This is a genomic window from Paraburkholderia gardini (genome assembly GCF_907164545.1).
Lineage (GTDB): Bacteria > Pseudomonadota > Gammaproteobacteria > Burkholderiales > Burkholderiaceae > Paraburkholderia > Paraburkholderia gardini.
In genome coordinates, this window is sequence record NZ_CAJQZB010000037.1 from 36137 (window position 1) to 58239 (window position 22103).

General features: G+C 64.7%; 19 protein-coding genes. 8 read left to right on the plus strand and 11 right to left on the minus strand.

Going from position 1 to position 22103, the window contains the following annotated elements:
• Nucleotides 1–6: 6 nt before the first annotated feature.
• Nucleotides 7–1008: a patatin-like phospholipase family protein gene (locus LPA37_RS22175; RefSeq protein WP_229013726.1), complete on the minus strand. Its 1002-nt coding sequence runs from the start codon at nt 1006–1008 to the stop codon at nt 7–9.
• A 35-nt stretch (nt 1009–1043) separates the two neighbouring features.
• Complete coding sequence (locus tag LPA37_RS22180; protein ID WP_229013736.1) at nt 1044–1607, minus strand: hypothetical protein; 564 nt, start codon at nt 1605–1607, stop codon at nt 1044–1046.
• A 959-nt stretch (nt 1608–2566) separates the two neighbouring features.
• Here LPA37_RS22180 and LPA37_RS22185 point away from each other — a divergent pair.
• On the plus strand, nt 2567–3565 hold the full coding sequence (locus LPA37_RS22185; RefSeq protein WP_229013727.1) for an LLM class flavin-dependent oxidoreductase: 999 nt from the start codon (nt 2567–2569) through the stop codon (nt 3563–3565).
• 42 nt (nt 3566–3607) lie between these two features.
• Here LPA37_RS22185 and LPA37_RS22190 read toward each other — a convergent pair whose 3' ends face one another.
• Nucleotides 3608–4669, minus strand: coding sequence for an alpha/beta fold hydrolase (locus tag LPA37_RS22190; RefSeq protein WP_229013728.1), 1062 nt, complete (start codon nt 4667–4669; stop codon nt 3608–3610).
• 418 nt (nt 4670–5087) lie between these two features.
• Here LPA37_RS22190 and glgC point away from each other — a divergent pair, with 418 nt between their 5' ends.
• From glgC to LPA37_RS22215, 5 genes are all read left to right on the plus strand, one after another.
• Nucleotides 5088–6356 (plus strand): glucose-1-phosphate adenylyltransferase, encoded by a 1269-nt coding sequence (glgC, locus tag LPA37_RS22195; protein WP_228979033.1) that lies wholly within the window; start codon nt 5088–5090, stop codon nt 6354–6356.
• 62 nt (nt 6357–6418) lie between these two features.
• A complete protein-coding gene (gene glgA / locus LPA37_RS22200) occupies nt 6419–7879 on the plus strand; it encodes a glycogen synthase GlgA (protein ID WP_229013729.1) in 1461 nt (486 codons plus the stop codon).
• A gap of 257 nt (nt 7880–8136) precedes the next feature.
• The gene (pdxY, locus tag LPA37_RS22205; protein ID WP_228979038.1) at nt 8137–9006 is read left to right on the plus strand and encodes a pyridoxal kinase PdxY; all 870 of its coding nucleotides are present in this window, start codon (nt 8137–8139) and stop codon (nt 9004–9006) included.
• A gap of 160 nt (nt 9007–9166) precedes the next feature.
• Complete coding sequence (locus LPA37_RS22210) at nt 9167–9628, plus strand: hypothetical protein (RefSeq protein ID WP_228979039.1); 462 nt, start codon at nt 9167–9169, stop codon at nt 9626–9628.
• Between the two features lie 303 nt (nt 9629–9931).
• Nucleotides 9932–11083: a branched-chain amino acid ABC transporter substrate-binding protein gene (locus LPA37_RS22215; protein WP_228979041.1), complete on the plus strand. Its 1152-nt coding sequence runs from the start codon at nt 9932–9934 to the stop codon at nt 11081–11083.
• On the opposite strand, the gene LPA37_RS22220 is transcribed toward LPA37_RS22215, so the two are convergent.
• Both LPA37_RS22220 and LPA37_RS22225 read right to left on the minus strand, forming a co-directional pair.
• Complete coding sequence (locus LPA37_RS22220) at nt 11032–13053, minus strand: DUF3857 domain-containing transglutaminase family protein (RefSeq protein ID WP_407672599.1); 2022 nt, start codon at nt 13051–13053, stop codon at nt 11032–11034. The genes LPA37_RS22215 and LPA37_RS22220 overlap by 52 nt on opposite strands.
• Entirely contained in the window at nt 13050–13943 is an 894-nt protein-coding gene (locus tag LPA37_RS22225; protein WP_229013730.1) for a helix-turn-helix transcriptional regulator, read from the minus strand. The genes LPA37_RS22220 and LPA37_RS22225 overlap by 4 nt, the downstream gene beginning before the upstream one ends.
• 110 nt (nt 13944–14053) lie before the next feature.
• Here LPA37_RS22225 and LPA37_RS22230 point away from each other — a divergent pair, with 110 nt between their 5' ends.
• Nucleotides 14054–14626 carry a hypothetical protein gene (locus LPA37_RS22230; protein WP_228979044.1) on the plus strand — a complete coding sequence of 191 codons (573 nt, stop codon included), beginning with the start codon at nt 14054–14056 and terminating at the stop codon, nt 14624–14626.
• Between the two features lie 54 nt (nt 14627–14680).
• On the opposite strand, the gene LPA37_RS22235 is transcribed toward LPA37_RS22230, so the two are convergent.
• Entirely contained in the window at nt 14681–15892 is a 1212-nt protein-coding gene (locus tag LPA37_RS22235) for an aminotransferase class I/II-fold pyridoxal phosphate-dependent enzyme (RefSeq protein WP_229013731.1), read from the minus strand.
• 117 nt (nt 15893–16009) lie between these two features.
• Between LPA37_RS22235 and LPA37_RS22240 the strand changes: the two genes are divergently transcribed.
• A complete protein-coding gene (locus LPA37_RS22240; RefSeq protein WP_228979052.1) occupies nt 16010–16861 on the plus strand; it encodes a LysR substrate-binding domain-containing protein in 852 nt (283 codons plus the stop codon).
• Between the two features lie 19 nt (nt 16862–16880).
• Here the strand turns inward: LPA37_RS22240 and LPA37_RS22245 are convergent, their stop codons facing one another.
• The 5 genes from LPA37_RS22245 to LPA37_RS22265 all read right to left on the minus strand — a co-directional run bounded on the left by LPA37_RS22245 (nt 16881) and on the right by LPA37_RS22265 (nt 22100).
• A complete protein-coding gene (locus LPA37_RS22245; RefSeq protein WP_228979257.1) occupies nt 16881–17546 on the minus strand; it encodes a hypothetical protein in 666 nt (221 codons plus the stop codon).
• A gap of 315 nt (nt 17547–17861) precedes the next feature.
• Nucleotides 17862–18677: an N-formylglutamate deformylase gene (gene hutG, locus LPA37_RS22250; RefSeq protein ID WP_228979055.1), complete on the minus strand. Its 816-nt coding sequence runs from the start codon at nt 18675–18677 to the stop codon at nt 17862–17864.
• A gap of 89 nt (nt 18678–18766) precedes the next feature.
• Entirely contained in the window at nt 18767–20161 is a 1395-nt protein-coding gene (locus LPA37_RS22255) for a formimidoylglutamate deiminase (RefSeq protein WP_228979057.1), read from the minus strand.
• A gap of 37 nt (nt 20162–20198) precedes the next feature.
• Nucleotides 20199–21419 carry an imidazolonepropionase gene (hutI, locus tag LPA37_RS22260; protein ID WP_229013732.1) on the minus strand — a complete coding sequence of 407 codons (1221 nt, stop codon included), beginning with the start codon at nt 21417–21419 and terminating at the stop codon, nt 20199–20201.
• 63 nt (nt 21420–21482) lie between these two features.
• A complete protein-coding gene (locus LPA37_RS22265; protein WP_228979061.1) occupies nt 21483–22100 on the minus strand; it encodes a HutD/Ves family protein in 618 nt (205 codons plus the stop codon).
• Nucleotides 22101–22103 lie beyond the last annotated feature (3 nt).

Below are 22103 nucleotides of genomic sequence, written 5' to 3' on the forward strand. Positions count from 1 at the left end.
CCGCGCTCAGTCCATGCCGAGCCGCGACCTGATTGCCGGCATCATGGCTTCGACGGCCGCGCGGCCCTCTTCGATCGCGGGCGCCGCGCGATGAAAATCGAACGTGCCCATACCGCCAAGACGCGGCTGGATCAGGATATCCGCAGGTTCCCCGGCAAGCCGGCTACGCGTGATGCGCACCTGCATGATGTCGATGCTCTGCGCGATCGAATTCAACATTGAAGGCACCCTGGCACTGGGCGGCGGCGGCACGCGCACGTCGCCCGTACCGGTCGTCCGGTCGTTTTCGGGCGCAAGCCAGCGCGGCCACGGCTTGCCGTTCTTGCGCAACGCGACGGGCGGTGGCGCGGCGTTCGCATTCGCATCCGCTTCGGTGTCGCCGGATACAGGCAGCGGCAAGGGCAGCGGTGTATCGGTCACTATTCCGCCCAGATCGCGTCCGTTGAGGATGTCGTTATTCAGATCGATGGCGATCACACAATCGGCCCGCATCCCGCGCGCGACCGAAACGGGCACTGGATTCGTCAGAGCGCCATCGACAAGCCACGCGTCGTCGTGCCGCACCGGCGTGAAGATGCCGGGAATCGCGATCGACGCGCGCACGGCGTCCACCACACGTCCCTCCTGCATCCAGATCTCGCGGCCCGAATCGAGTTCGGTCGCGACAGCGGCGAACGGTATTTTGAGGTCGCGGATTTCGCAGCCGTTAAACCGTTCCGCGAAGAGCTGGATAACCTTGCGTCCGCCCAGCAATCCGCCGGAAAACCGCAGATCGAGCAGCCGCACGACGGTTTGCCACGTCAGCCGCGCGACCCATTCCTCGAGCCAGTCGAGATCGCCGTTCGCGTAGACCGCCCCGACGAGCGCGCCGATCGATGTGCCGCACACCACGTCCGGCCGGATACCCGCGTCCTCCAGCGCGCGAATTGCGCCGATATGGGCCCAGCCGCGGGCAGCGCCACCGCCGAGTACGAGGCCGATGCGATGAGGCGGGCGTCGACGGATCATTTTTTTCTCTCCGGTCCCATGCAGGATGGTGGCTGCTAGCGTCCGCGGATCATGTCCGAGCGCGACGTCGTATAGACCTTGCCTTGCGCATCGAAATGCACGTTGAAGAACGCTTCGGGCGTCACGCCGCCTTCGAGCCACTTCCAGCTCCACACCGTTTCGGGCTTGAGCGGATAGCGGGCGATTTCACCGGGCTTGCCGAGCAGGCGGCGCACTTCGTCCCCGGTCATGCCGGCGTGAATCTTCGCGAAGTTCGCGGCGGTCAGCACCTGGGTGACGGCGGCAAGACGACCGTCGCGGTCGATGTCGACCATATACGTGTTGAGCCCTTGCGGGCCGCGCGGATACTCGAAGCGCTTCGAGCCGTCGGTGAAGGTGCGCTCCGTTTCCGGCTTGCCCATCTGGCTTCGAATCTGGTCTTCGGTCGTGATGCCGGGCGTGAGGCCCTTGAGCAGCAGCGCATCCGGCTTGACGGCGTTAAAGAAATCCTTGAGCTTTTGCACGGCCTGGTCGGTTTGTTGGTCGTTGCACGCGGCAAGCGAAAGCGCGGTGGCAAACGCGAGCGTGGCAACGAAGGGCAGTCTGGAACGAAACGCCATCCTGATAGCGGCTCTCATGATGTATGAATGATGCGCTACAGGATAGCCGCCCGTCATCAAAAGGGCGAGTCTTCAACGACCGGAGCATGCGCGTGCGCATGGAGGCACGCGGATCGAAAGCGTCGCGACATTGCCGTGAAGGCAATTCGCAATATGGCGTGACGTGACGCATTGCCTCGCGCACGAGGCATAAAAAAAGACGCCCGGCAGCGGCGCAGCATGCGGTGCAACAGGTCAGGCGTGCGCCTCTGTGTGCATGTGTCCGCGATGCTGACCGCTGCTCGCGGTCGTCTGGTCCCTCGACTTGAATCGATTCGGGTGTCGACAATCTAGACGCAATCCACCGCTTAGGCGAGAGCGCGTTTACACCGACTCGGCAGATGAATCGGCGCATCGCGCGAAAGCGTTGCGGGAAGCGTGACATGCAAAAACCCGCGCACCGCTCGCCACTTTATCCAGCGATTCAAATCGTGTGAATGAACATGGCGTCATGTGGAAGCGCATCCACAGGAATGACACCGCGCGCGGATTACGACGCTGGCGGTCACGTCGATTGACCTGACCGGTCCGGATCGCCCGGGTTTGTTCCGCGTAGCCGACCTACGCGTGACAATGCCGGGCCGGTCAGCGTCAAATGCCCAGCACGGTTGTCGCTTCCTGCAAGGCCGTCAGCATGTCCACGCAGGAAGCGGCAGCTTCACGCTATCGCGTACCGGATGCGATTTCTGTGCGACGTCACACGCATGCGCCTTTTTCGTGCAATGCATGCGTCGGTTCGAACGTGCGTGCGCCTTCGGCACGCTGCAACACCCTTTCCGGGGCAGGGGCTTGTCTGGGTCGTCAGCGAGAATGCGGGCGCTTTGGCACAATCGCGCTTTGCCTGTTCCGCGGGCGGCCGACGCGTATCCGGATACTCCGTCCGGCGCAGCCGCCACGCGTGAGGCGCCGGACACCTTGCCATGATTCCCTTTTCCGTTCTCGATCTTTCTCCCATCAACGTCGGCTCGACCGCGACGCAGGCGTTCAAAAACACGCTGGATCTCGCGCAGCACGTTGAAACGTGGGGCTATCACCGTTACTGGCTCGCCGAGCATCACAACATGACCGGCATCGCGAGCGCGGCCACCTCCGTGGTGATCGGTCATGTGGCGGGCGGCACGCGGCGCATTCGCGTCGGTTCCGGTGGCGTGATGCTGCCGAACCACGCGCCGCTCGTGATCGCCGAACAGTTTGGCACGCTCGAATCGCTGTACCCCGGGCGGATCGATCTCGGTCTCGGCCGCGCGCCGGGCACCGACCAGACGACTGCCCGCGCATTGCGGCGCGACCTGCAAGGCAGCGCCGATTCGTTCCCGGACGACGTCGTCGAGCTGCAGCGCTATTTCGCCGAGCCCGTATCCGGCCAGCGCGTGCGGGCCGTGCCCGGCGCCGGCCTGCAGGTGCCGCTCTGGCTGCTCGGTTCGAGCCTTTTCAGCGCGCAGCTGGCCGCCGCGCTCGGCCTGCCGTTTGCATTCGCATCGCACTTCGCGCCCGACCACATGCTGACGGCGTTACGTCTGTACCGCTCGCAGTTCCGCCCTTCCGCGACACTCGAGCGGCCTTACGCGATGGTCGGCGTCAACCTGTTCGCCGCGGACACGAACGACGAAGCGCAGCTTCTGATGACGTCGCTGCAGCAGCAGTTCGTGAACCTGCGACGCGGCACGCCGGGTCAACTGCAACCGCCCGTCGAGCGCATTCAGGCGACGGAGCAGGAATTGAGCGGCGTCGCGCATTCGCTCGCGTGTTCGGTGGTGGGCGATCGCGATACCGTGCGCGAGGGCCTGCTTTCGGTAATCGAACAGACCGGCGCCGACGAGTTGATGCTGACCGCGCAGATCTTCGATCACGCGGCACGCCTGCGGTCGTTCGAAATCGCCGCCCAGGTGCGCGACGAACTCATCGCGGGCACACGGTAAGCCGCGGGCCGCGCGGCTTCCACGCTGACGGTACCGACTGGTTCAGTGGTTTGTCGGCACCGCCGCCAGACCGTCGAGGAGTGCCTTGTGGAACATCCGCGGATCCTGCATCTGCGGCGCATGGCCGAGTTCGGCGAATTCGACCAGCGTCGCGTGCGGAATTGCCTTCGCCGCTGCCTTCCCAAGCTCCGGATAGTGGCCGATCTTCGCGCGCACCGCCGGCGGCGCAACGTCCTTGCCGATCGCGGTGGTGTCCTTCTGGCCGATCAGCAACAGCGTCGGCATCTGCAACTGGCCGAGTTCGTAGACGACCGGCTGCGTGTAGATCATGTCGTAGAGCAGCGCCGAATCCCACGCCACTTCCTTCCTGCCCGGCCCGCGATACAGGCCGGCCAGCATCTGTACCCACGGCTCGTATTCGGGGCGCCACGTCCCCGCGTAATACGTCGCCTGCTCGTAACGGCGGATACCGTCCGCGCTCGTCTTCAGCTCCCGTTCATACCACTGATCGACCGATAGCGAAGGGACGCCCTTCGCTTTCCAGTCTTCGAGACCGATCGGGTTCACGAGCACCAGTTGCTGCGTCTCTTTCGGATACATCAGTGCATAGCGGATCGCGAGCATGCCGCCCGTCGAATGCCCGATCATGGTGACGTTTTCCGCGCCGATCGACGCGAGCAACGCATGCGTGTTGCGCGCGAGCTGCTGGAAGCTGAACTGGTAGTGAGCCGGCTTGCTCGATTTGCAGAACCCGATCTGGTCGGGCGCGACGACGCGATACCCGGCGTCGCTCAACCACTGGATCGTGGTTTCCCACGTCGCGCTGCAAAAGTTCTTGCCATGCAGCAGGACCGCTGTGCGACCGTTCGGATGGGCAGGCCTGATGTCCATGTACGCCATATGCAGCGTTTCGCCCTGCGACGTGAACTCGAACTGCTGGACCGGCGCGGGATAGTTGAAGCCCTGCAGTTCGGGACCGTAGGCGGGGCCGTCAGTGCTGTCGTCGGCCGCGAACGCGGTGATGGAGGCAGACGATACGGAAAACGCCACGGCAAGCGAAACGGCAACAGCAGGCAGGAATCGGCGACGAAATTTCATGGGCATGAAAGAGGCAGATGGACGGGACCGGCAGTTTCAGCGAGGCGCAGCAGAACCGGGCATGAACCACGAAGCCGCCAGGAAGACGCTCCTCGCGAAACCTCGCGTCAAACCCGCACCGCCGGCAAGCCGCTGATTCTACGTCGCGCGCGCCCGATGCGCTGGCCACGTCGTCGCACGCTTGCAGCGCCCTGACCGGTGGCACGCTAATTGCCCCCTTGAAAAATCGCGCTTTGCGGCACACCGCACGCCCGGGCAGGACGGATCGGGGCGATACTGGCAGCGCCGGCGGCATCCGGGCATGGCGCGCCCCCACATAATCCAGACTATGCGTGGGCGCCGATTCAATGCTAAAACTGTCAGGCGAAGTGGCGAATAAAACAATGGCATTGCACCCGGGGGAAACAATCATGGAGACGAAAACATGGAAACTCCGGCAAGCCTCAACGATCTGCAACGCTCCACGCTCGCCATTGTGCTGGCCGGCGGCCGCGGCACCCGTCTCGGGCCGCTCACGAACAAGCGCGTCAAACCGGCCGTTCATTTCGGCGGCAAATACCGGATCATCGATTTCGCCCTGTCGAACTGCCTGAATTCGGGCATTCGACGCATCGCGGTCGTCACGCAGTACAAGGCGCATTCGCTGATACGCCACGTGCAGCGCGGCTGGGGTTTCCTGCGCGGCGAATTCAACGAGTTCATCGACCTGTGGCCCGCGCAACAGCGCGTCGAAGGCGCGCACTGGTATCGCGGCACGGCCGACGCGGTGTTCCAGAACCTCGACATCATCCGCTCGATCAAGCCGAAGTACGTCGTCGTACTGGCGGGCGATCACATCTACAAGATGGATTACACGCGCATGATCATGGACCACGCGGAGAGCGGCGCGGACTGCACGGTCGGCTGTATCGAGGTGCCACGCATGGAAGCGGTGGCGTTCGGTGTGATGCACGTGGATGAAAACCGGCGCGTGACGGGCTTTGTCGAAAAACCCGCCGATCCGCCCGCGATGCCGGGCCGTCCTGACATCGCGCTCGCCAGCATGGGCATCTACGTGTTCAACACGGAATACCTCTACACGCTGCTCGAGGAAAACATCACGAGCGCCGCGACGGATCACGATTTCGGCAAGGACATCCTGCCGCGCGTCGTCACGCAGGGACACGCGATCGCGCATCCTTTCAGCATGTCGTGCGTGTCGTCGGGCAACGAGACGGAACCGTACTGGCGCGACGTCGGCACGATCGACGCGTACTGGGCCGCGAATCTCGACCTCGCCTCGACCATTCCGACGCTCGACCTGTACGACCCGGACTGGCCGATCTGGACGCATATGCAGCAGTTGCCGCCCGCCAAGTTCGTGCGCGACATGAACGGTCTGCAGGGTTCGGCCACGAACCTGATCGTGTGCGGCGGCTGCGTGATTTCCGGCTCGCAGATTTCGCGCTCGGTGCTGTCGTCGAATTGCGTCGTGAATTCGTTCTGTAACATCAATGAGGCAGTCTTGCTGCCACAGGTGACGATCGGACCGAGCTGCCGGCTGCGCAAGGTCGTGATCGACCGTGGCTGCACGATTCCGGAAGGCACTGTGATCGGCGAAGACCCGGTACAGGACGGCGAACGGTTCTATCGCACCGAGAGCGGTGTCGTGCTCGTCACCCCGGACGCGCTGCGACGACAGGCGGCACGATAGAAACCATGTGCGGCGCGTCGCGTGCCTGACGTCAACCATCGCATCGACGAGGAGTCTCACTTATGACGACGCGCGTCCTGCACGTCGCGAGCGAGTTGTATCCGCTCCTGAAAACCGGCGGACTCGCCGACGTGGTCGGCGCCCTGCCGCCCGCGCTGATCGAACGCGGCGCCGATGTGCGCGCCCTGCTGCCGGGTTTTCCGCCGGTCGTGAGCGGTCTCGCCGACCTGCGGCCGGTGGCGAACCTCGGCAGCCGCTTCGGCGCGGCGCGTGTAACGCTCGAACTCGGCACGCTGGCATCGACCGGCCTGCAGATCTACGTCATCCGCGCCGACGAGCTGTACACGCGCCACGGCAACCCGTATCTCGACGACGACCACGTGCCGTACGGCGACAACGCGCAGCGCTTCGCGCTGCTCGGCTGGACCGCCGCGCAACTCGCGCAGTACGCCGATCCGTCGTGGGCGCCGCAGATCGTTCACGCGCACGACTGGCACGCGGGTCTCGCACCGGCTTATCTGAAAGCGGCCGAACGGGAACAGGGCAAGCCTGTCGCGCGCAGCATCTTCACCGTGCACAACCTCGCGTATCAGGGCATTTTTCCGGCGCATCAGTTCGGGCAGCTCGGCCTGCCGGCGGATTTCTTCAACATGCATGGCATCGAGTTTTACGGCCAGTTGTCGTTCCTGAAAGCAGGCCTTTATTACGCCGACCGCATCACCACGGTCAGCCCGACTTACGCACGCGAAATCCAGACGCTCGCGCAAGGTGGCGGCCTCGATGCGCTGCTGCGTGAACGCGCGCACGATCTGAGCGGCATTCTGAACGGCGTCGATTATTCGATCTGGAGCCCGGCAAACGACGCCGCCCTGCCCGCGCGCTACACGGGTTCGCGTCTCGCGGGCAAACGGGCCTGCAAGGAGGCGTTGCAAAAGCGCTTCGGCATCGCGCAGAAAAGCGATGCGCTGCTGTTCGGCGTGGTGAGCCGCCTGACGGAACAGAAAGGTCTCGACCTGCTGCTTGCCGCCCTGCCGGAAATCATCAGGCGCGGAGGCCAGCTCGTCGTGCTCGGCACCGGCGACCCGGCGCTTGAAAACGGGCTCCTGCGCGTCGCGCAGACGCATCCGGATGCGGTCGCCGTCGAGCGCGGTTTCGACGAGGCGCTCGCGCATGAAATCGTCGCGGGCAGCGACGTGGTCGCGGTGCCGTCGCGTTTCGAGCCGTGCGGGCTCACGCAGCTTTATGCGCTCGCTTACGGTTCGCTGCCGCTCGTGCATTGCGTCGGAGGGCTTGCCGATACCGTGGTCGATGCGTCGCTCGAAAACCTGGCCGACGATCTCGCGACCGGCTTCGTGTTCATCCACTTCACGCCCGACGCGCTGCAGGGTGCGATCCGGCGCGCGTTCGCGCTCCACGCGCGGCGCACCGAATGGAAAACCACGCAGCAACGCGCGATGCGTCAGGACTTCGGCTGGGGCGCTTCGGCGGAACAGTATCTGGCGCTGTATCGCGGGCTGGTTTGACGCCGCCGCGCCCCGCGGGATCCGCGAAAACACGCTGACGTGATGGTTCGGCGCAACATCGCGGGGCCGGATCGGGTCCACAAGCGCCAAAACTCGGGTATTGTTCCTGAATGCGCTGCAGCACGCGCGAATGGCTGGGATCGTCGTGCTGCGTTCGACGCAATTGCCCGAAACGAACGCTTCAGGCGGTTGGCTCGCGAATCCCTGGTCCACCTCATCGCATACGGCGCGCATTGTCCGCGTCGACGAAGCACACCATGAAAAACGTCTTGAGCATTCAGTCGCACGTCGTATTCGGTCATGCGGGCAACAGCGCCGCGGAGTTTCCGATGCGCCGCCTCGGCGTCAACGTGTGGCCGCTCAATACGGTGCAGTTCTCCAATCACACGCAATACGGTCACTGGACAGGCAGCGCAATCGACGCCGCGCAGATGGAAGATCTTGTCGACGGCATCGGTGCGATCGGCATGCTGCCACGCTGCGATGCGGTGCTCTCGGGTTACCTGGGCACGCCCGATCAAGGTCAGGCCGTGGTCGAAATCGTGCGCGCCGTGAAGGCCGCGAACCCGAACGCCTGGTACTTCTGCGATCCGGTGATGAGCTCGGCACGGGGCGGCTGCAAGGTCGAGCCCGGTATCCAGGAGTTTCTGGTGCGCACGATGCCTGAATTCGCCGACGGCATGGCGCCCAACCATATCGAACTGCAACGGCTGGTCGGGTGCGAAATCGAAACCGTCGAGGAAGCCGTTGCCGCCTGCCGCGAAGTGATCCGGCGCGGACCGAAAATCATGCTCGTGAAGCATCTGTACGATCGCAATACGCCTGCCGACCGCTTCAACATGCTTGTCGTCACCGAACGCGAAGCGTGGATGGGCCAGCGCCCGCTGTATCCGTTCGCACGCCAGCCGGTCGGCGTCGGCGACCTGACGAGCGCGGTATTCGTCGCGCGAACGCTGCTTGGAGACCCGGTGCGCTCGGCGTTCGAACATACGATCGCGGCCGTCAATGCGGTCGTCAAGGCGACATGGGAAGCGCATCGCTACGAACTCGAACTGGTCGCGGCACAAGACGGAATCGCGTATCCGCGCGACTGGTTCGATGCGTGGGTCGTGAACGAAGCGGGCTGAGCACGGCGGCCGGCAAACGGGCAAACGGCCCGTGCCGGTAAGTGGTCGCGCAACGTCCTGTAATTCGGACCCGGGCCGGACGCCTTTCGCAGGCATAAAGGTCATATCAGCCATATCAGGCGAATCACACGCGTCACCGCAACAAGGCAAAGAGGCACAGATGGACGGACACATCCGCAGCGAGCGGGAAGAAATTTTCGAGGAATTGTGCATCAGCGTCGACGCCGACGAAGCGCACGAACAGGAAGCCATCGAGTACTTCGAGAAGCAGTTCGGCGAGGCGGATTTCGACCCGGCGCAATGGCTCGATATCGCGCTCTACTACTCGCCGGCGGTGGCGGGCGGCATCGTCGATCTCGTCACGGCCGACGACAGGGCGCGTAGCAACATCGCCGAAATCATCGCGGACAATCTCGACATCTCGTACGGCGAGGACGAATGCCAGCAGTTCGCCGAGACGATCCAGTTCGCGATGGCAAACGGCATCCCGGTCGATCTCGACGTGGTGCTCGACGGCTGCATGCGCGCAATCGACGATCTCGACACCTGGGCGGAAGAAGACGTCAAGGAACCGCTCGTTCGCCTGCGCGAAGAACTGCTGCGCCTGCAAGGCGAACACTGATATGCCGGCCGGCGCACCCGCGCCGGCTTCCGGCTGATACCGCCCTCCCCCTCGCCCGCCCCGGCTACGTCTTTCGCCTCTGAGGTCATACCCTGGTCTCGCGCCCACGCTGCCTGTGCTGAAATGCTCATTCAAAGCGCCGCGAACTGCCAAGACGGCCTCATATTGGCTTTCTATATTCGCGCCAGATTGATCATCATGATCGGGCTGGTTGCGGATCGCTTCGGTTGTTTCAATCGCCGCGCTCGCTCTGCCCGTACCGTCAGTTTCCGTTTGTGAACCTTGTCGATGGAAGGAGAGACCATGAGTATTCGCAAGACGATGCAACCCTTCGCCGTGCTGGTCGGCGCTGCCCTGACGCTCGCGCCGCTGTCCGGCTTCGCGGAAGATATGACGGTCAAGGTCGGCTTTGCCGCACCCTTGACGGGCGTGAATGCGGGCTATGGGAAAGACCTGCAAAACGGCGTGCGGCTCGCGATCGACGAGGCGAATGCACAGAAGATCAAGATCGGCGACAAGGTCGCGCATTTCGACCTCGTTTCCGAAGACGATCAGGCCGACCCGCGTATCGGCGTGCAGGCCGCGCAGAAGCTGGTCGACGAAGGTGTCTCGGTGGTCGTCGGCCACTTCAACTCGGGCACGACGATTCCGGCTTCGCAGGTCTATGAGCAGGCCGGCATTCCGGTCATCGATCCGGCCGCGACGAATCCGACGATCACGGGCCGCGGTTTCGCCAACACGTTCATGGTGATCTCCACCGATGCGCAAAACGCCGGCAATGCGGGCGTCTACGCCGTCGAGGTGACGAAGGCCAAACGTATCGCGATCATCGACGACCGCACCGCGTTCGGCCAGGGTGAAGCCGACGAGTTCGAAAAGGCCGTGAAGGCTCACGGCGGCACGATCGTCACGCGTGAGTACACCGACAACAAGTCCGTCGATTTCAGCACGCAGCTCACGAAGATCAAGTCGACCAACGCCGACCTGATTTTCTTTGGCGGTCTCGACACGCAGGCAGCCGGTATTGCCAAAAGGATGAAGCAGCTCGGCATCACGGCGCAGCTCGTGGGCGGCGGCGGCGTCGAGGACCCCGAGTTCATCAAGCTGGCGGGCGATGCAGCCGAAGGCGTGATGGCCTGGGAATACGGCCGGCCGCTGTCGCAACTGCCGGGCGGCAAGGACTTCTCGCAGAAGTTCAAGCAGCGCTTTGGTGTCGACATCCTGTCGTATGCGCCGTTCGGTTATGACGCGGCGTGGGCGGCGATCAAGGCGATGGAGGCCGCGAAATCGTCGACGCCGAACGCGTACCGGCCGGCGCTCAAGAGCATCAGCTTCGAGGGCATCACCGGAACGATCGCTTTCGACAGCACGGGCGCGCTCAAGAACGCGTCCTCGACGCTCTATCAGGTCAAGGGCGGCGCATGGGTGCCGGTCGTCACCAAGAACGGCGTATAAGCCTGCCCTGGCGTTCCTGACGTGACGTTCGCGCTGCGCGGTGCCTGTTCTTTAGCCGCGTAGCCCGAACGTGCCTGACTTTCCGCGCCCTTCACCACGACCTGCGAAAACGCGTCGCGCTCGATCCTGACGAGCGCGACGCGCGACGCGGCGAACTCTTCCGGCGAACACATCTGATGTCCGAACGCGGCGTGCAGTTGCCGCGTGACCTGCAGCGTCCGCGACACCGGATCGAACACATAGTGCGACACGTAATCGAACGATGCGTCGTGTACCTCGGTATCGTGCGGAACGTCGGTCACGCGCAGGTTGCCCGGCAGCGTGATCTGCGCGGTTTCGTCGAAGTCGCCGCCGATGCACACAAAAGGTTGTGTGCGCACCGGCTCGGCGAGCCATGCAAGCACCTGGGTCGCGATGCCGCCGGACAGGCTCGACAGCGCCGGTAGCGCCGTCGTGCCGTCGGGCCACGCGAAGTGTTCGACGGTGCCGTCAATCGTGCTCGTGAACGGTCCCTGCGTCGCCGCGAGGTCGCTGGTGCGCACCTCCGCCGTGCCCTGCAGGCCGGTTTGACGCAGACGGTCGACGGCGATCTGTTGTGCCCGCATGCGTGTCGAACGGCGGAACATGTTGCGTTCGGGTTCCGCCGTCGAACCGGAATCCTCGACGTGATACGTATAAGCCGCATTGCCGTCGGCACCGACGTCGAACTGCAGCCGCGCGCTGCGCCCGCGCGGCTGAACCGCCGGCGTACGCGACAGCACGCCTTCTCCCACCAGCAGCGCGGGCCGGTCCATCACGCCCGGCGGCAGATAGCCGAAGGCCGTGCCGCCCGCGGAGGCGTCGGCGTAGAGTCCGAGATCCGGCATCCAGAGGATGGCGTGGTTGATCGCGCCCGGGCCGTATCCCGGCACCGACGGAAGCGTATAGACCGGTCCCAGATTCAGCAGCACCGCTTCGCTACGGATGCCGACCGCCGCGAGCAGCGCGCCATATAGCGCGACGTAATCCTTGCAGTCGCCGTAACGGTTGCGCAGGATGTCGGTCGCGCGATGCGGCACCGCGGCTGTCTCGCCCAGAAAGAGCGCGACGTAACGCACGTTAAAGCGCATCCAGTCGTAGAGCAGCTGCGCCTTTGTGCGCGGATCATCCGTTTGTGCCGTTAGCGAGCGGGCGAGTTGCACGATCGCGGGATCGTTGACACTCGTGTCCATGGCAGGCGAACGGTAGCGCTCCGCAAACGCGGCGTAATCCGGCGTGGTGGACACCATCAGACGGTCGCCCCACGTCACATAGCCCACGGCCCCACGCTCTGTCGGCGCATAGGGGCCGTGACGATATTCGAACGTGTAGCGGGTACGGCCGTTTTCCGTCACCGGATCGAGCGCGACGTAACCGCGCGCATCGACATGCAGCGGCAGCCCCGCCGGCAGATCGAAGATCAGTTGCTGGAACTCGACGGGTTCGCGCGTGGGTTCGACAAAATACGAAAACGTGCCTGCCTGAAGGGGTTTTGTGCGTTTCTTGCTGAAGACCAGATGCACGCGCGCGCCAGGTTCGACACCAGGAAAGATGACCGTGCGCAGCACGCCGTCCTGGAACGTCGGGGCCCCTGCGGAACGCGGTTCCTGCACATCGCGAATGCCTTCCGGACCTACGGGGTGCACCACACCGTCGCGGCCGATCGTCTCGGCGGTGAGCAGCTGGATCTGCTCGATGTCCTTGTTGAACCACACGTAACGCTGCGCGATGTCGTCGACGCCGCTTGTCGTGTTCGCGCGCAGGGTCGAGTCGTCGCGCTCCTCGACCGAGCCGTCGCTCTGCACGATGAAGAGATGGACGTCGCGTTCAAGCGTCGATGGAGGAACGTCCCCGACGCTCGCCGTGTCCGCCGCGTGCGCGGAAGGCATCGCGCAGCACACGGCCAGGCACGACGTCACGGCCAGAAGGCGCAGCACGCCATGTGGGCTCATACGTTGCGCGCGCCCGCCCGGTACGCGCGCGGACTGACGCCGAACTCGGTGCGAAATGCGTGGTTGAAATTCGATACGTCGTTAAAGCCGCAATCGAGCGCGACGTCAACGATCTTCGCGGTGTCGTCGACAAGCCGCAGCGCGGCAGCACGAATCCGCGCGCGCAGCACGTACTGATGCGGCGTCACGCCTGTCACGCGCTGAAACGTGCGAAGAAAATGGAATGCGCTCATGCTGGCCGCGCGCGCGAGCGTGTCGAGCGTGTGCACTTCGTGTGGCGCGTCATCGATCATCCGCGCAATCCGCGCGACGCGCGACGAAGCCGCCGCGGCAGGCGGCGGCACGCTCCCGCGATGCTCCGACGCGACGCTTAACGTCCTCGCCGCCAGTTCGACGACGAGTTCGTCCCACGGTGGTCGAATTGAACCGCTTGCCCCCGCGCACGCCCGGACCACGAGCGGCGCAAGCGCGCGCAGCGGCGGCACGCGTACCCTCCTGAACACGCGTTCGCCGCGGCGCATGCCGAGGTCCGCAGCGAGTTGTCCGAAATACGCGTCGGTATAGCTGACCGACACGCAGCGGTCGCCCGCGCCGTGACGATGGCCGCATTCGAAGCACTCGCCGGCATTGCCGAGCAGCAGCGAACCGGGCGTCAACAACTCGCGGCCGGCCGCCGCGCGATAACCGAACGATCCGGCGACGATCATCGCGATGCACACACCCGCGTGCTGCTCCTCGAACGGGCGGTCGCGCGGGCCGAACGTGCACAGCACGTCGCGGACCATCCAGCCTTCGCCCGACGCAAGCGGGCGCGCGCTCGTCTGGCCGCGCGCGCCTTCCAGCGTGCGCCGTGCCAGCGCCTCTTCCAGTTCTGCGGCAATTTTCCCCAAGATTTCACCTCGTCCCGGCCGGTACGCTTGTTTTATCACATTGACGGCGAACGCGGTTTCGCTGCGTGTGACCCTGACGACATCATCCCGGGAACACTGGAGAACGAACGATGAACGTGACTGAAGTAATCACTGAAGCACACGCGGCAGCCCGTTCCGAACAGGGCTTCGGCTCCGCGCTCGTGGCCGGCGGCCGCGCGGCCGGAATCGGCGAAGCAGACGATGCGTACGGCTGGCTCGCCGGAAGCTGGGAACTCGACGTGCTCCACTATCGCACCGACATGCGCGCACAGCGGTTGAAGGCCGAGGCGCATTTCACATGGGTGCTGGAAGGTCGCGCGGTGCAGGATGTCTGGATCATGCCGCCACGCAATGAACGCACACCGGCAAGCGGCCCGGACACGAACATGTATGGCATCACGGTACGCATCTGGGACGCAGCGTTGCGCGCGTGGCGCGTCACGTTTCTGAATCCCGTCACCGGCCAGCGCGATGAACTCATCGGCCGGCGCATCGGCGGCGATATCGTGCAGATCGGCACGCACGCGGACGGCACGCCGATCCGCTGGAATTTCACCGATATCACCCGCGATTCGTTTCACTGGACAGGTGTCGCACTTGAACCGGACGGCGTGACGTGGCGGCTCGAAGCCGAGTTCCTCGCACGCCGCATGCCCGGGTAATCGCGCTTCGCGGCGCGGCCGGTGCGCCGCGCCTTACAACCCTTTCGCGCGACGTTACCGTTCCTCGATCGCACGCAGCAGCGAGAGCGCGATGCCCCGCGCGGCCAGCCGGACATCATCGAGCGATGGAAACGACGGCGCGATCCGCAGATGCCGGTCGTCCGGATCGACGCCGTAAGGGTACGCAGCGCCTGCCGGCGTGAGCACGAGACCGGCCGCGGCCGCCAGCTCGACGGTTCGCTTCGCCCGCCCACGCGGCGCGTACAGGCTGATGAAGTAGCCGCCTTCCGGCTCGTTCCACGACACGTCCGGCACCCCGCCGAACCATTCGCCGAACACGCTTGCGACGGCATCGAACTTCGGCTTGAGCAGCGCCCGGTGACGGTCCATCAGTCGCTCGAGCCCCGCGCGATCGCGCAGAAAATGCACGTGGCGCAACTGGTTCAGCTTGTCCGGCCCGATCGTGCGCACCGCGGCATGTTTCTGCCACCACGCGATATTGCGCGGCGACGCAGCGAGGAACGCCACCGAAGCGCCCGCAAGCGTCACCTTCGAAAGCGATGCGAAGACGAGTGCACGATCCGGGTGCCCGGCGTTCGCACAGGCTTCGATCATGTCGGGTGTTGCGTGACGCGTTTCAGTCAGATGATGGAAGCGGTAAGCGTCATCCCACATCACACGGAAATCCGCCGCGGCGGTCTGCATCGACGCGAGGCGCTGCGTGACGTCACGCGACCAGCGTGCGCCCGTCGGGTTGCTGTAAAGCGGCACGCACCAGATGCCCTTGATCGTCGCGTCGTCACGTGCCCGGGCTTCGACGAAATCCATATCGGGGCCGTCGTCATTGAACGGCACGGCAATCATGCGGATACCCAGCGCCTCGCAGATCGCGAAGTGCCGGTCGTAACCCGGCGCGGGACACAGAAACGAAACGCTGTCCTGTTTGCACCACGCGTCGCCGTCAGGCATGCCGTGCAGCATCGCGAAGGCCAGCGCGTCGTGCATCAGTTCAAGACTGGAATTGCCGCCCGCGACGACCTGCGCGACCGGCACGTCCAGCAAAGCCGCACCGAACTCGCACGCCTCGGGCAGGCCGGATCCGTGCCCGTAATTGCGGCAATCGATTCCATCACGCGACAGGTAGCCCACCGAGCCTGCTTCATCGAGCAACGCGCGTGACAGGTCCAGCTGCTCGGGAGATGGCTTGCCGCGCGACATGTCGAGGCGCATTCCCAGTTTGCTGAAGTCGTCGTAGGTCGTCGGCATGGCGTTGGTCTACGGCCGCCCGGGCCGCGTCGAGTTGAAGTGCCGCCAGTATGCCGGTCACCCGGCGTTCAGACAAACGCGTTATATTGAATCTTTCGATCAGTTTTCCTGATATCGATGAAAGCACTTGATCTCGATGTTCTCTCGATGGTGGTCGCGATCGCGGACGCCGGCAGCTTCGTGCGCGGCGCGGCACTCGTGCATCGCTCGCAGTCGGCGTTGAGCATGCAGATCCGCGCGCTCGAGGAAACACTCGGCAAGCCGCTCTTCGTGCGCGGACCGCGCAACGTCACGCCGACGCAGGACGGCCTCGTGCTGATTGCGTACGCCCGTCAGATGCTCGCGTTGCGTGACGAAGCATGGGCCTCGATCGTTCACCCCGAAGTGAAGGGCCGCGTATCGATCGGCGTGCCGGACGACTACGCTTCATCGCTGCTGCCCGCGGTGTTGAGAAAATTTTCCGCGACGTATCCGAAAGTCGAGATTCAGGTCATGGGTTTGCCGAGCAGCGCACTCGCACCGCTCGTGCGCGACAACAAGATCGACCTTGCGTGCATCACGCGCGTGAAAGGCCTCACCGGCGACTTTATCCGCTTCGAACCGATGGTGTGGGCAGGTGCCGCGACGGGGCGCGAAATCTGGAAGGAACGGCCGCTGCCCATCGCGGTATTCGGCGTGGGCAGCGTGGCGCGTGCGAACGCGATTCATGCGCTGCAGCGCGCGAAAATCGCCTATCGCACGTCGTATGAAAGTCCGAGTCTGATGGGGCTATTCAGCATGGTCGAGGCGGGTCTCGCGGTGGCGCCCCTCGCCCGCTGCGCGGTGCCGCCGCACCTCGTGCAACTGGGGCGCACGCACGGTCTGCCGAAGCTGCCCGAGCTCGAAATCGTGCTGGCGCGCAGCACGCGTTCGAACCGTCCACCGTGCGACTTTCTCGCCGAACAGATCCTGACCGACCTGCACGTCTAGCAGACAGGCCCGGACACGCTCATTCACCCTCGCCGAGTTGCGCGAGCAGTTCCTGCAGCTTTTCGACATGCCGCAACAGCAGATGCCGGTGCTTCTCGATCTGTTCGAGCCGCCCGGTGAGATCGGCGTGCACGTGGCCGTCGATATCGGTTGCGGCGAGCACGTCTTCCACTTTCGCGCGCACGGCCGCCAGTTCGATGGGCGGATGGTTCAGGTAACGCTCGAAACGTCGCACGTCCTGCACCGCGAGATCACGCAGCTTGCGGAAATGCGCCAGACGACGATGCGCCTCCGCACCGAACGCCTCTTCTTCGACGCGTTTTGACGGCGCCGGTTGTCCAAAGATCGGCTCGGGCGGGCGCAACACCGACTTCTTGCGCACCGGATGCGCGGTGCCGCGAAAACGCGCACGCGGCGATTCGTTGTCGATCGCCGAACGTGCGCTATCGGGAATATCGCCCGCTGCACGCGGTGTATCCATCCACCCGGACGGCAGGCCCGTCACCGCTTCGACGCCGCGCACGAATTCCTCGCTGAATTCACGCTGGCCCGCCAGCATCAGTTTCAGATAGCTCGCGGAGAACGTCATCATCCGCGCAAGACGTGCCGCTGCACCCACCTCGTGGGTCAGCAGAACCAGGTTGGCCCGCCAGACCGCGAGCTGGGCGTCGTCAGAATCTTCCATCGCCGGGTCATCCATCTTTTCTCCCCCGATGTCGTCGTCGCGCCACCGCACGGCCCGCGCCGCGCGTGTCATCTGCATGAAGGGTAGTCGCATCGCCATGCTGCACGCAACCCGCGCGTGGGCGGACGTTGCGCTTCTGCATTGCAGCGGCTCGCAGTGCGCATGGCGTGCTGGATTGACCTGGGTGAACGGCTTGCGTTCCTTGCGCGTCGAAATGAGGCCCCGATGAAGCGCGCGTTCGCGCCGGGGGCCCCCAGGACTGGACTTTGAATTGCTGGCGCGCTCCATGCTTGTTTTGCGCCGCAGCAATGAACTTCAGACGGCTGCCAGAACGCGTGCCATCGCAGTTTTTACCAGCGTTTCAAGCAGCGGTTCGACCTGGGCTGCCCGTTTTTCGTCATATGAATAGGGCATTTCTTCCTGCATGTACGTAATTTGCGTCAGTTCGAGCTGAACCGCGTGCACGCCCTTCTCCGGCTGGCCGTAGTGACGCGTGATGTAACCGCCCTTGAAACGGCCATTCGCCACGCCCGTGTAACCGCCGTGCGCCGTGACCATGCCGGCCAGTTCATCGGCGAGCCCCGGTGCGGCGCTCGCGCCGTTCGACGTGCCGAAGTTGAAATCCGGCAGACGTCCTTCGAAAAAACGCGGCACGTGCGAGCGGATCGAGTGTGCTTCCCACAGCAGCACCTTGCCGTGTTTTGCCTTGAGCGCCGCGAGCTCACGCTCGATGGCTTCGTGATACGGCTTCCAGTACGCGTCGCGGCGACGTGCGGTTTCGGCGTCGTCCGGCAGATGGCCTTCGCGATAGAGCGGCTCCTTGTCGAACGTATCGACAGGCAGCAGTCCGGTCGTGTCCTGGCCCGGATAGAGGTTCGCGCCGTCGGGCGGACGGTTCAGGTCGATCACATAGCGCGCGTACACCGGCATCAGGATCGATGCGCCGAGGCGCGCGGCGAACGCATACAGACGGTCGAGATGCCAGTCGCAATCGTCGGTGCGGGCGGCTGCTGGCGTCATGGTGGCGGCAATGTCGTCGGGAATGCGCGTGCCTACGTGCGGAATCGAAATCAGGAGCGGCAGGCTTCCCTGATGCAGCGAGAAAACCGGCGTGGAATTCGATGCAGTCATGTCAGTCCAGGATCAGTTCAAGGTCAATTCGTGCGGTTCACGGGCAGTTCCGGCATCCTGTTCCACCCTTCGTGAATGCATTCAGTGGATCATTTCAGCAGTTCGGCGAGTGCGCTGCGGTACTGCGACCACGCGCGTTCCTCGTCGCGATGCCTGCGGTTATCGACCACCTTGTCGCCGCCCGTATAGACATCGCGCACCGGCGTCTCGCCGTGTTCACAGAATACGACACCTGAGAGCCATGCGTCGGGCGCATGCTCCGCGATGCTGGCATGGTTCGCATCGAGCACGAGCCAGTCCGCGCGATGGCCGGCCTGCAACGCACCCACCGCGCGCCCGGTGGCACGCGCGCCGCCTTCGAGCGCCGCGCCGAAAAGCCGGTCGGCCACGTGCGTCGCATCGGCCGAAGCCAGCACGTTGCGCTGACGCCGCGACAGACGTTGCCCGTATTCGAGCAGCCGCAATTCCGAACGCCAGTCGACGCCGATATGGCTGTCCGATCCGATACCGAAGCGCCCGCCTGCTTCGAGGTATTCCTGGGCGGGAAAAATACCGTCGCCTAGATTCGCTTCCGTCGTGAGACAGAGGCCTGTCACGGCGCCGCTCTGTGCCAGCGCGACGGTCTCCGCCGCATCGACGTGCGTCGCGTGCACGAGGCACCAGCGCGAATCGACGTCGAAGCGGTCAAGCAGCCACTGCACCGGCCGCGCACCCTCGCTTTCGAGGCAGGCGTCGACTTCGGCGGTCTGCTCCGCGATATGGATGTGCACCGGTGCGCGCGGCAGCATCGCATCGAGTCCGGCCAGCAGCGCGCGCAGCGAATCGCCGGAGACCGCGCGCAGCGAATGCGGCGCGACGCCGTAGCGTAGCGACGCGTCTTCGGGACGCGCCGTGCGCAGGCGATCCAGCAGATCGAGCAGGCTCCCGGGCGTGTTGATGAAGCGCCGCTGGTCGTCGCGCGGCGCGAGCGCGCCAAAGCCGCTGTACTGGTAAAGCACGGGCAGCATCGTCATGCCGATGCCGCTTGCCTTCGCCGCATCGACGACGCGTTCAGCCAGTTCCGCCATGCTCGCGTAACGGCTGCCGTCGGGCGCGTGATGCACGTAGTGGAATTCGCACACGGACGTGTAGCCCGCCTTCAGCATTTCGATGTAGAGCCACTGCGCGATGGCGGCGAGCCCTTCGGGAGAAATGCGCGCGGCGAAACGATACATCAGGTCGCGCCAGCTCCAGAACGTATCGGTGGCGTTGGCGCGGTATTCGGTGAGACCGGCCATCGCGCGCTGGAACGCGTGCGAATGCAGATTCGGCATGCCGGGTATCACGGGGCCCGCGGCACGGGCAACACCAGTCGATGCTGTTGTGCTGTCCGGCGTCACGGCTGTCAGCATGCCGGCCGCGTCCCATTCGAGCAGCACGTTGCGACGCCAGCCGCCTGGCAGATACGCGTGGTCGGCGAACAGCGATTGAACGGATTGAGTCATCGTCGAACCTTGTGAAGAGTGCCTGCGCGGTCCGGCGTCAGGCGCTGCGCCGTGTATAAACCGTCTCGCCCGCGCGCACGACGCGCGCGCACAACGGACGGCCGATCCAGTATGCGAGTTCCGCGAGCGTGTCGACAGACCACACCGCGAAATCCGCCTGGCGCCCCGCTGCCAGCGTGCCGTGTCGCGCGGCCTGGCCGAGCGCGCGCGCCGCGTGCGTCGTCACGCCTTGCAGCACTTCGGGTACGGTCATGCGAAAGAGCGTCGTCGCCATGTTCATCATCAGCAACAGCGAGGTCGTGGGCGATGTGCCGGGATTGCTGTCGGTGGAAATCGCGATCGGCACGCCGTGACGGCGCAGCAGGTCGATGGGCGGCAACTGCGTCTCGCGAATGAAGTAATACGCGCCCGGCAACAGCACGGCGACCGTGCCCGACGCCTTCATCGCGGCTACGCCTGTTTCGTCGAGAAATTCGAGGTGATCCGCGGAGAGCGCACGATGTCGTGCGGCCAGCGCGGTGCCCCCGCTGTTCGACAACTGCTCGGCGTGCATCTTCACAGGTAGCCTGTGGCGCTCCGCCGCTTCGAACACGCGCTCGCTGTGCGCGAGCGAAAAACCGATGCGTTCGCAGAACACGTCGACGGCGTCGACGAGACCTGCATCGGCAAGCACGGGCAACATGCGCTCGCAGACTTCGGTGATGTAGTCGTCGGCGCGGCCGGCGAATTCCGGCGGCAACGCGTGCGCGCCAAGAAACGTCGTGTAGACGGAAACGGGATAACGTTCGCCGAGGCGACGCGCGACGCGCAGCATCTTGCGCTCGCTCGCCAGATCGAGACCGTAGCCGGACTTGATTTCAACCGCTGTGACGCCTTCGGCGAGCAGCGGTTCGAGGCGCGCAGCCGACTGGCGGAACAGCGTGTCTTCGTCGGCGGCACGCGTCGCGCGCACCGTCGAGACGATGCCGCCGCCCTGCTTCGCGATTGCTTCGTAGCTCACGCCGGCAAGGCGTTGTGCGAATTCATCGGCGCGCTGGCCGCCATACACGAGATGCGTATGGCAATCGACGAGGCCCGGCGTCACCCACGCGCCGCCCAGGTCTTCGCGTGGCCACGTTTCGTATTCTTCGGGAAGTGCATGCGACGCGCCGAGCCAGGCGATCTGGCCATCGCGCACGGCGATCGCCGCATCGGGAATGGTCTGATCCGGATCGCCTTGCGGGCAGAGATTCAGGTGATGCCAGACGGTGTGCTTCATCGCGTGCTCATTGCCATGTGGATGCGAAAAAAACACGGCTTCGAGAAATCGAAGCCGTGTCCGTCATGCGTAGCGAACGCCGATCGCGAGCACCGCGCCCGCTTTTGCGTCTGCCTCCGCGCACTTGACCGCGCACGCCAGCGCGTGCGGGGCGTCGATACGCAGCGTGTCGTTGTCCGTGAGATGAAACGGCGCGTGCCCGTCGAGTGTGATTTCAACCGGACCCGCGGCGCAGAACAGCAACACGACGTCCGCTGCCAGCGTATGTTGCGATTCGCCGCGCCAGACTTCGACGTCGCCCGTTGCCGCGCCACGCCGCACCATCAGGTTGAAGTCGCGCGTCGCGCCATCGACAAGCCGCGCATCGATCGATGCCTCGCCTGTAAAGCGCGCGATATCGAGCGGCTGCGTCAACGCATGCGTGTGACCTTCGGCGTCATCGAGCAGCATGCCCGCGCCCGAGAGCAGCACGAGCGTGCGGTCGATGCCAGCGAAACGCGAGAACGGCCCCGGCTGCGCCACATCGGCGACGCTCACGCGCCACACGAACGTATCGAGCGCCGCACCTTCCGGCTGGACCACGACTTCCCGCGTGACGCCGCCGCTGTTCTTCCACGGCGACGCCACGAGATCGACGCCGCGCAGCAACGACACCTGCGTCGTATTCAACGCGTGCGCCATCGA

Excerpts from the sequence above, each read along its gene's own strand:
- LPA37_RS22210 (WP_228979039.1), top strand. The coding sequence starts at position 9,167 with ATGGACGGACACATCCGCAGCGAGCGGGAAGAAATTTTCGAGGAATTG.
- LPA37_RS22215 (WP_228979041.1), top strand. The coding sequence starts at position 9,932 with ATGAGTATTCGCAAGACGATGCAACCCTTCGCCGTGCTGGTCGGCGCT.
- LPA37_RS22265 (WP_228979061.1), bottom strand. The coding sequence starts at position 22,100 with ATGGCGCACGCGTTGAATACGACGCAGGTGTCGTTGCTGCGCGGCGTC.
- hutI (WP_229013732.1), bottom strand. The coding sequence starts at position 21,419 with ATGAAGCACACCGTCTGGCATCACCTGAATCTCTGCCCGCAAGGCGAT.
- pdxY (WP_228979038.1), top strand. The coding sequence starts at position 8,137 with ATGAAAAACGTCTTGAGCATTCAGTCGCACGTCGTATTCGGTCATGCG.
- LPA37_RS22235 (WP_229013731.1), bottom strand. The coding sequence starts at position 15,892 with ATGCCGACGACCTACGACGACTTCAGCAAACTGGGAATGCGCCTCGAC.
- LPA37_RS22230 (WP_228979044.1), top strand. The coding sequence starts at position 14,054 with ATGAACGTGACTGAAGTAATCACTGAAGCACACGCGGCAGCCCGTTCC.
- glgA (WP_229013729.1), top strand. The coding sequence starts at position 6,419 with ATGACGACGCGCGTCCTGCACGTCGCGAGCGAGTTGTATCCGCTCCTG.
- glgC (WP_228979033.1), top strand. The coding sequence starts at position 5,088 with ATGGAAACTCCGGCAAGCCTCAACGATCTGCAACGCTCCACGCTCGCC.
- LPA37_RS22180 (WP_229013736.1), bottom strand. The coding sequence starts at position 1,607 with ATGGCGTTTCGTTCCAGACTGCCCTTCGTTGCCACGCTCGCGTTTGCC.
- LPA37_RS22220 (WP_407672599.1), bottom strand. The coding sequence starts at position 13,053 with ATGAGCCCACATGGCGTGCTGCGCCTTCTGGCCGTGACGTCGTGCCTG.
- LPA37_RS22255 (WP_228979057.1), bottom strand. The coding sequence starts at position 20,161 with ATGACTCAATCCGTTCAATCGCTGTTCGCCGACCACGCGTATCTGCCA.
- LPA37_RS22190 (WP_229013728.1), bottom strand. The coding sequence starts at position 4,669 with ATGCCCATGAAATTTCGTCGCCGATTCCTGCCTGCTGTTGCCGTTTCG.
- LPA37_RS22185 (WP_229013727.1), top strand. The coding sequence starts at position 2,567 with ATGATTCCCTTTTCCGTTCTCGATCTTTCTCCCATCAACGTCGGCTCG.
- hutG (WP_228979055.1), bottom strand. The coding sequence starts at position 18,677 with ATGACTGCATCGAATTCCACGCCGGTTTTCTCGCTGCATCAGGGAAGC.
- LPA37_RS22240 (WP_228979052.1), top strand. The coding sequence starts at position 16,010 with ATGAAAGCACTTGATCTCGATGTTCTCTCGATGGTGGTCGCGATCGCG.
- LPA37_RS22175 (WP_229013726.1), bottom strand. The coding sequence starts at position 1,008 with ATGATCCGTCGACGCCCGCCTCATCGCATCGGCCTCGTACTCGGCGGT.
- LPA37_RS22245 (WP_228979257.1), bottom strand. The coding sequence starts at position 17,546 with ATGGAAGATTCTGACGACGCCCAGCTCGCGGTCTGGCGGGCCAACCTG.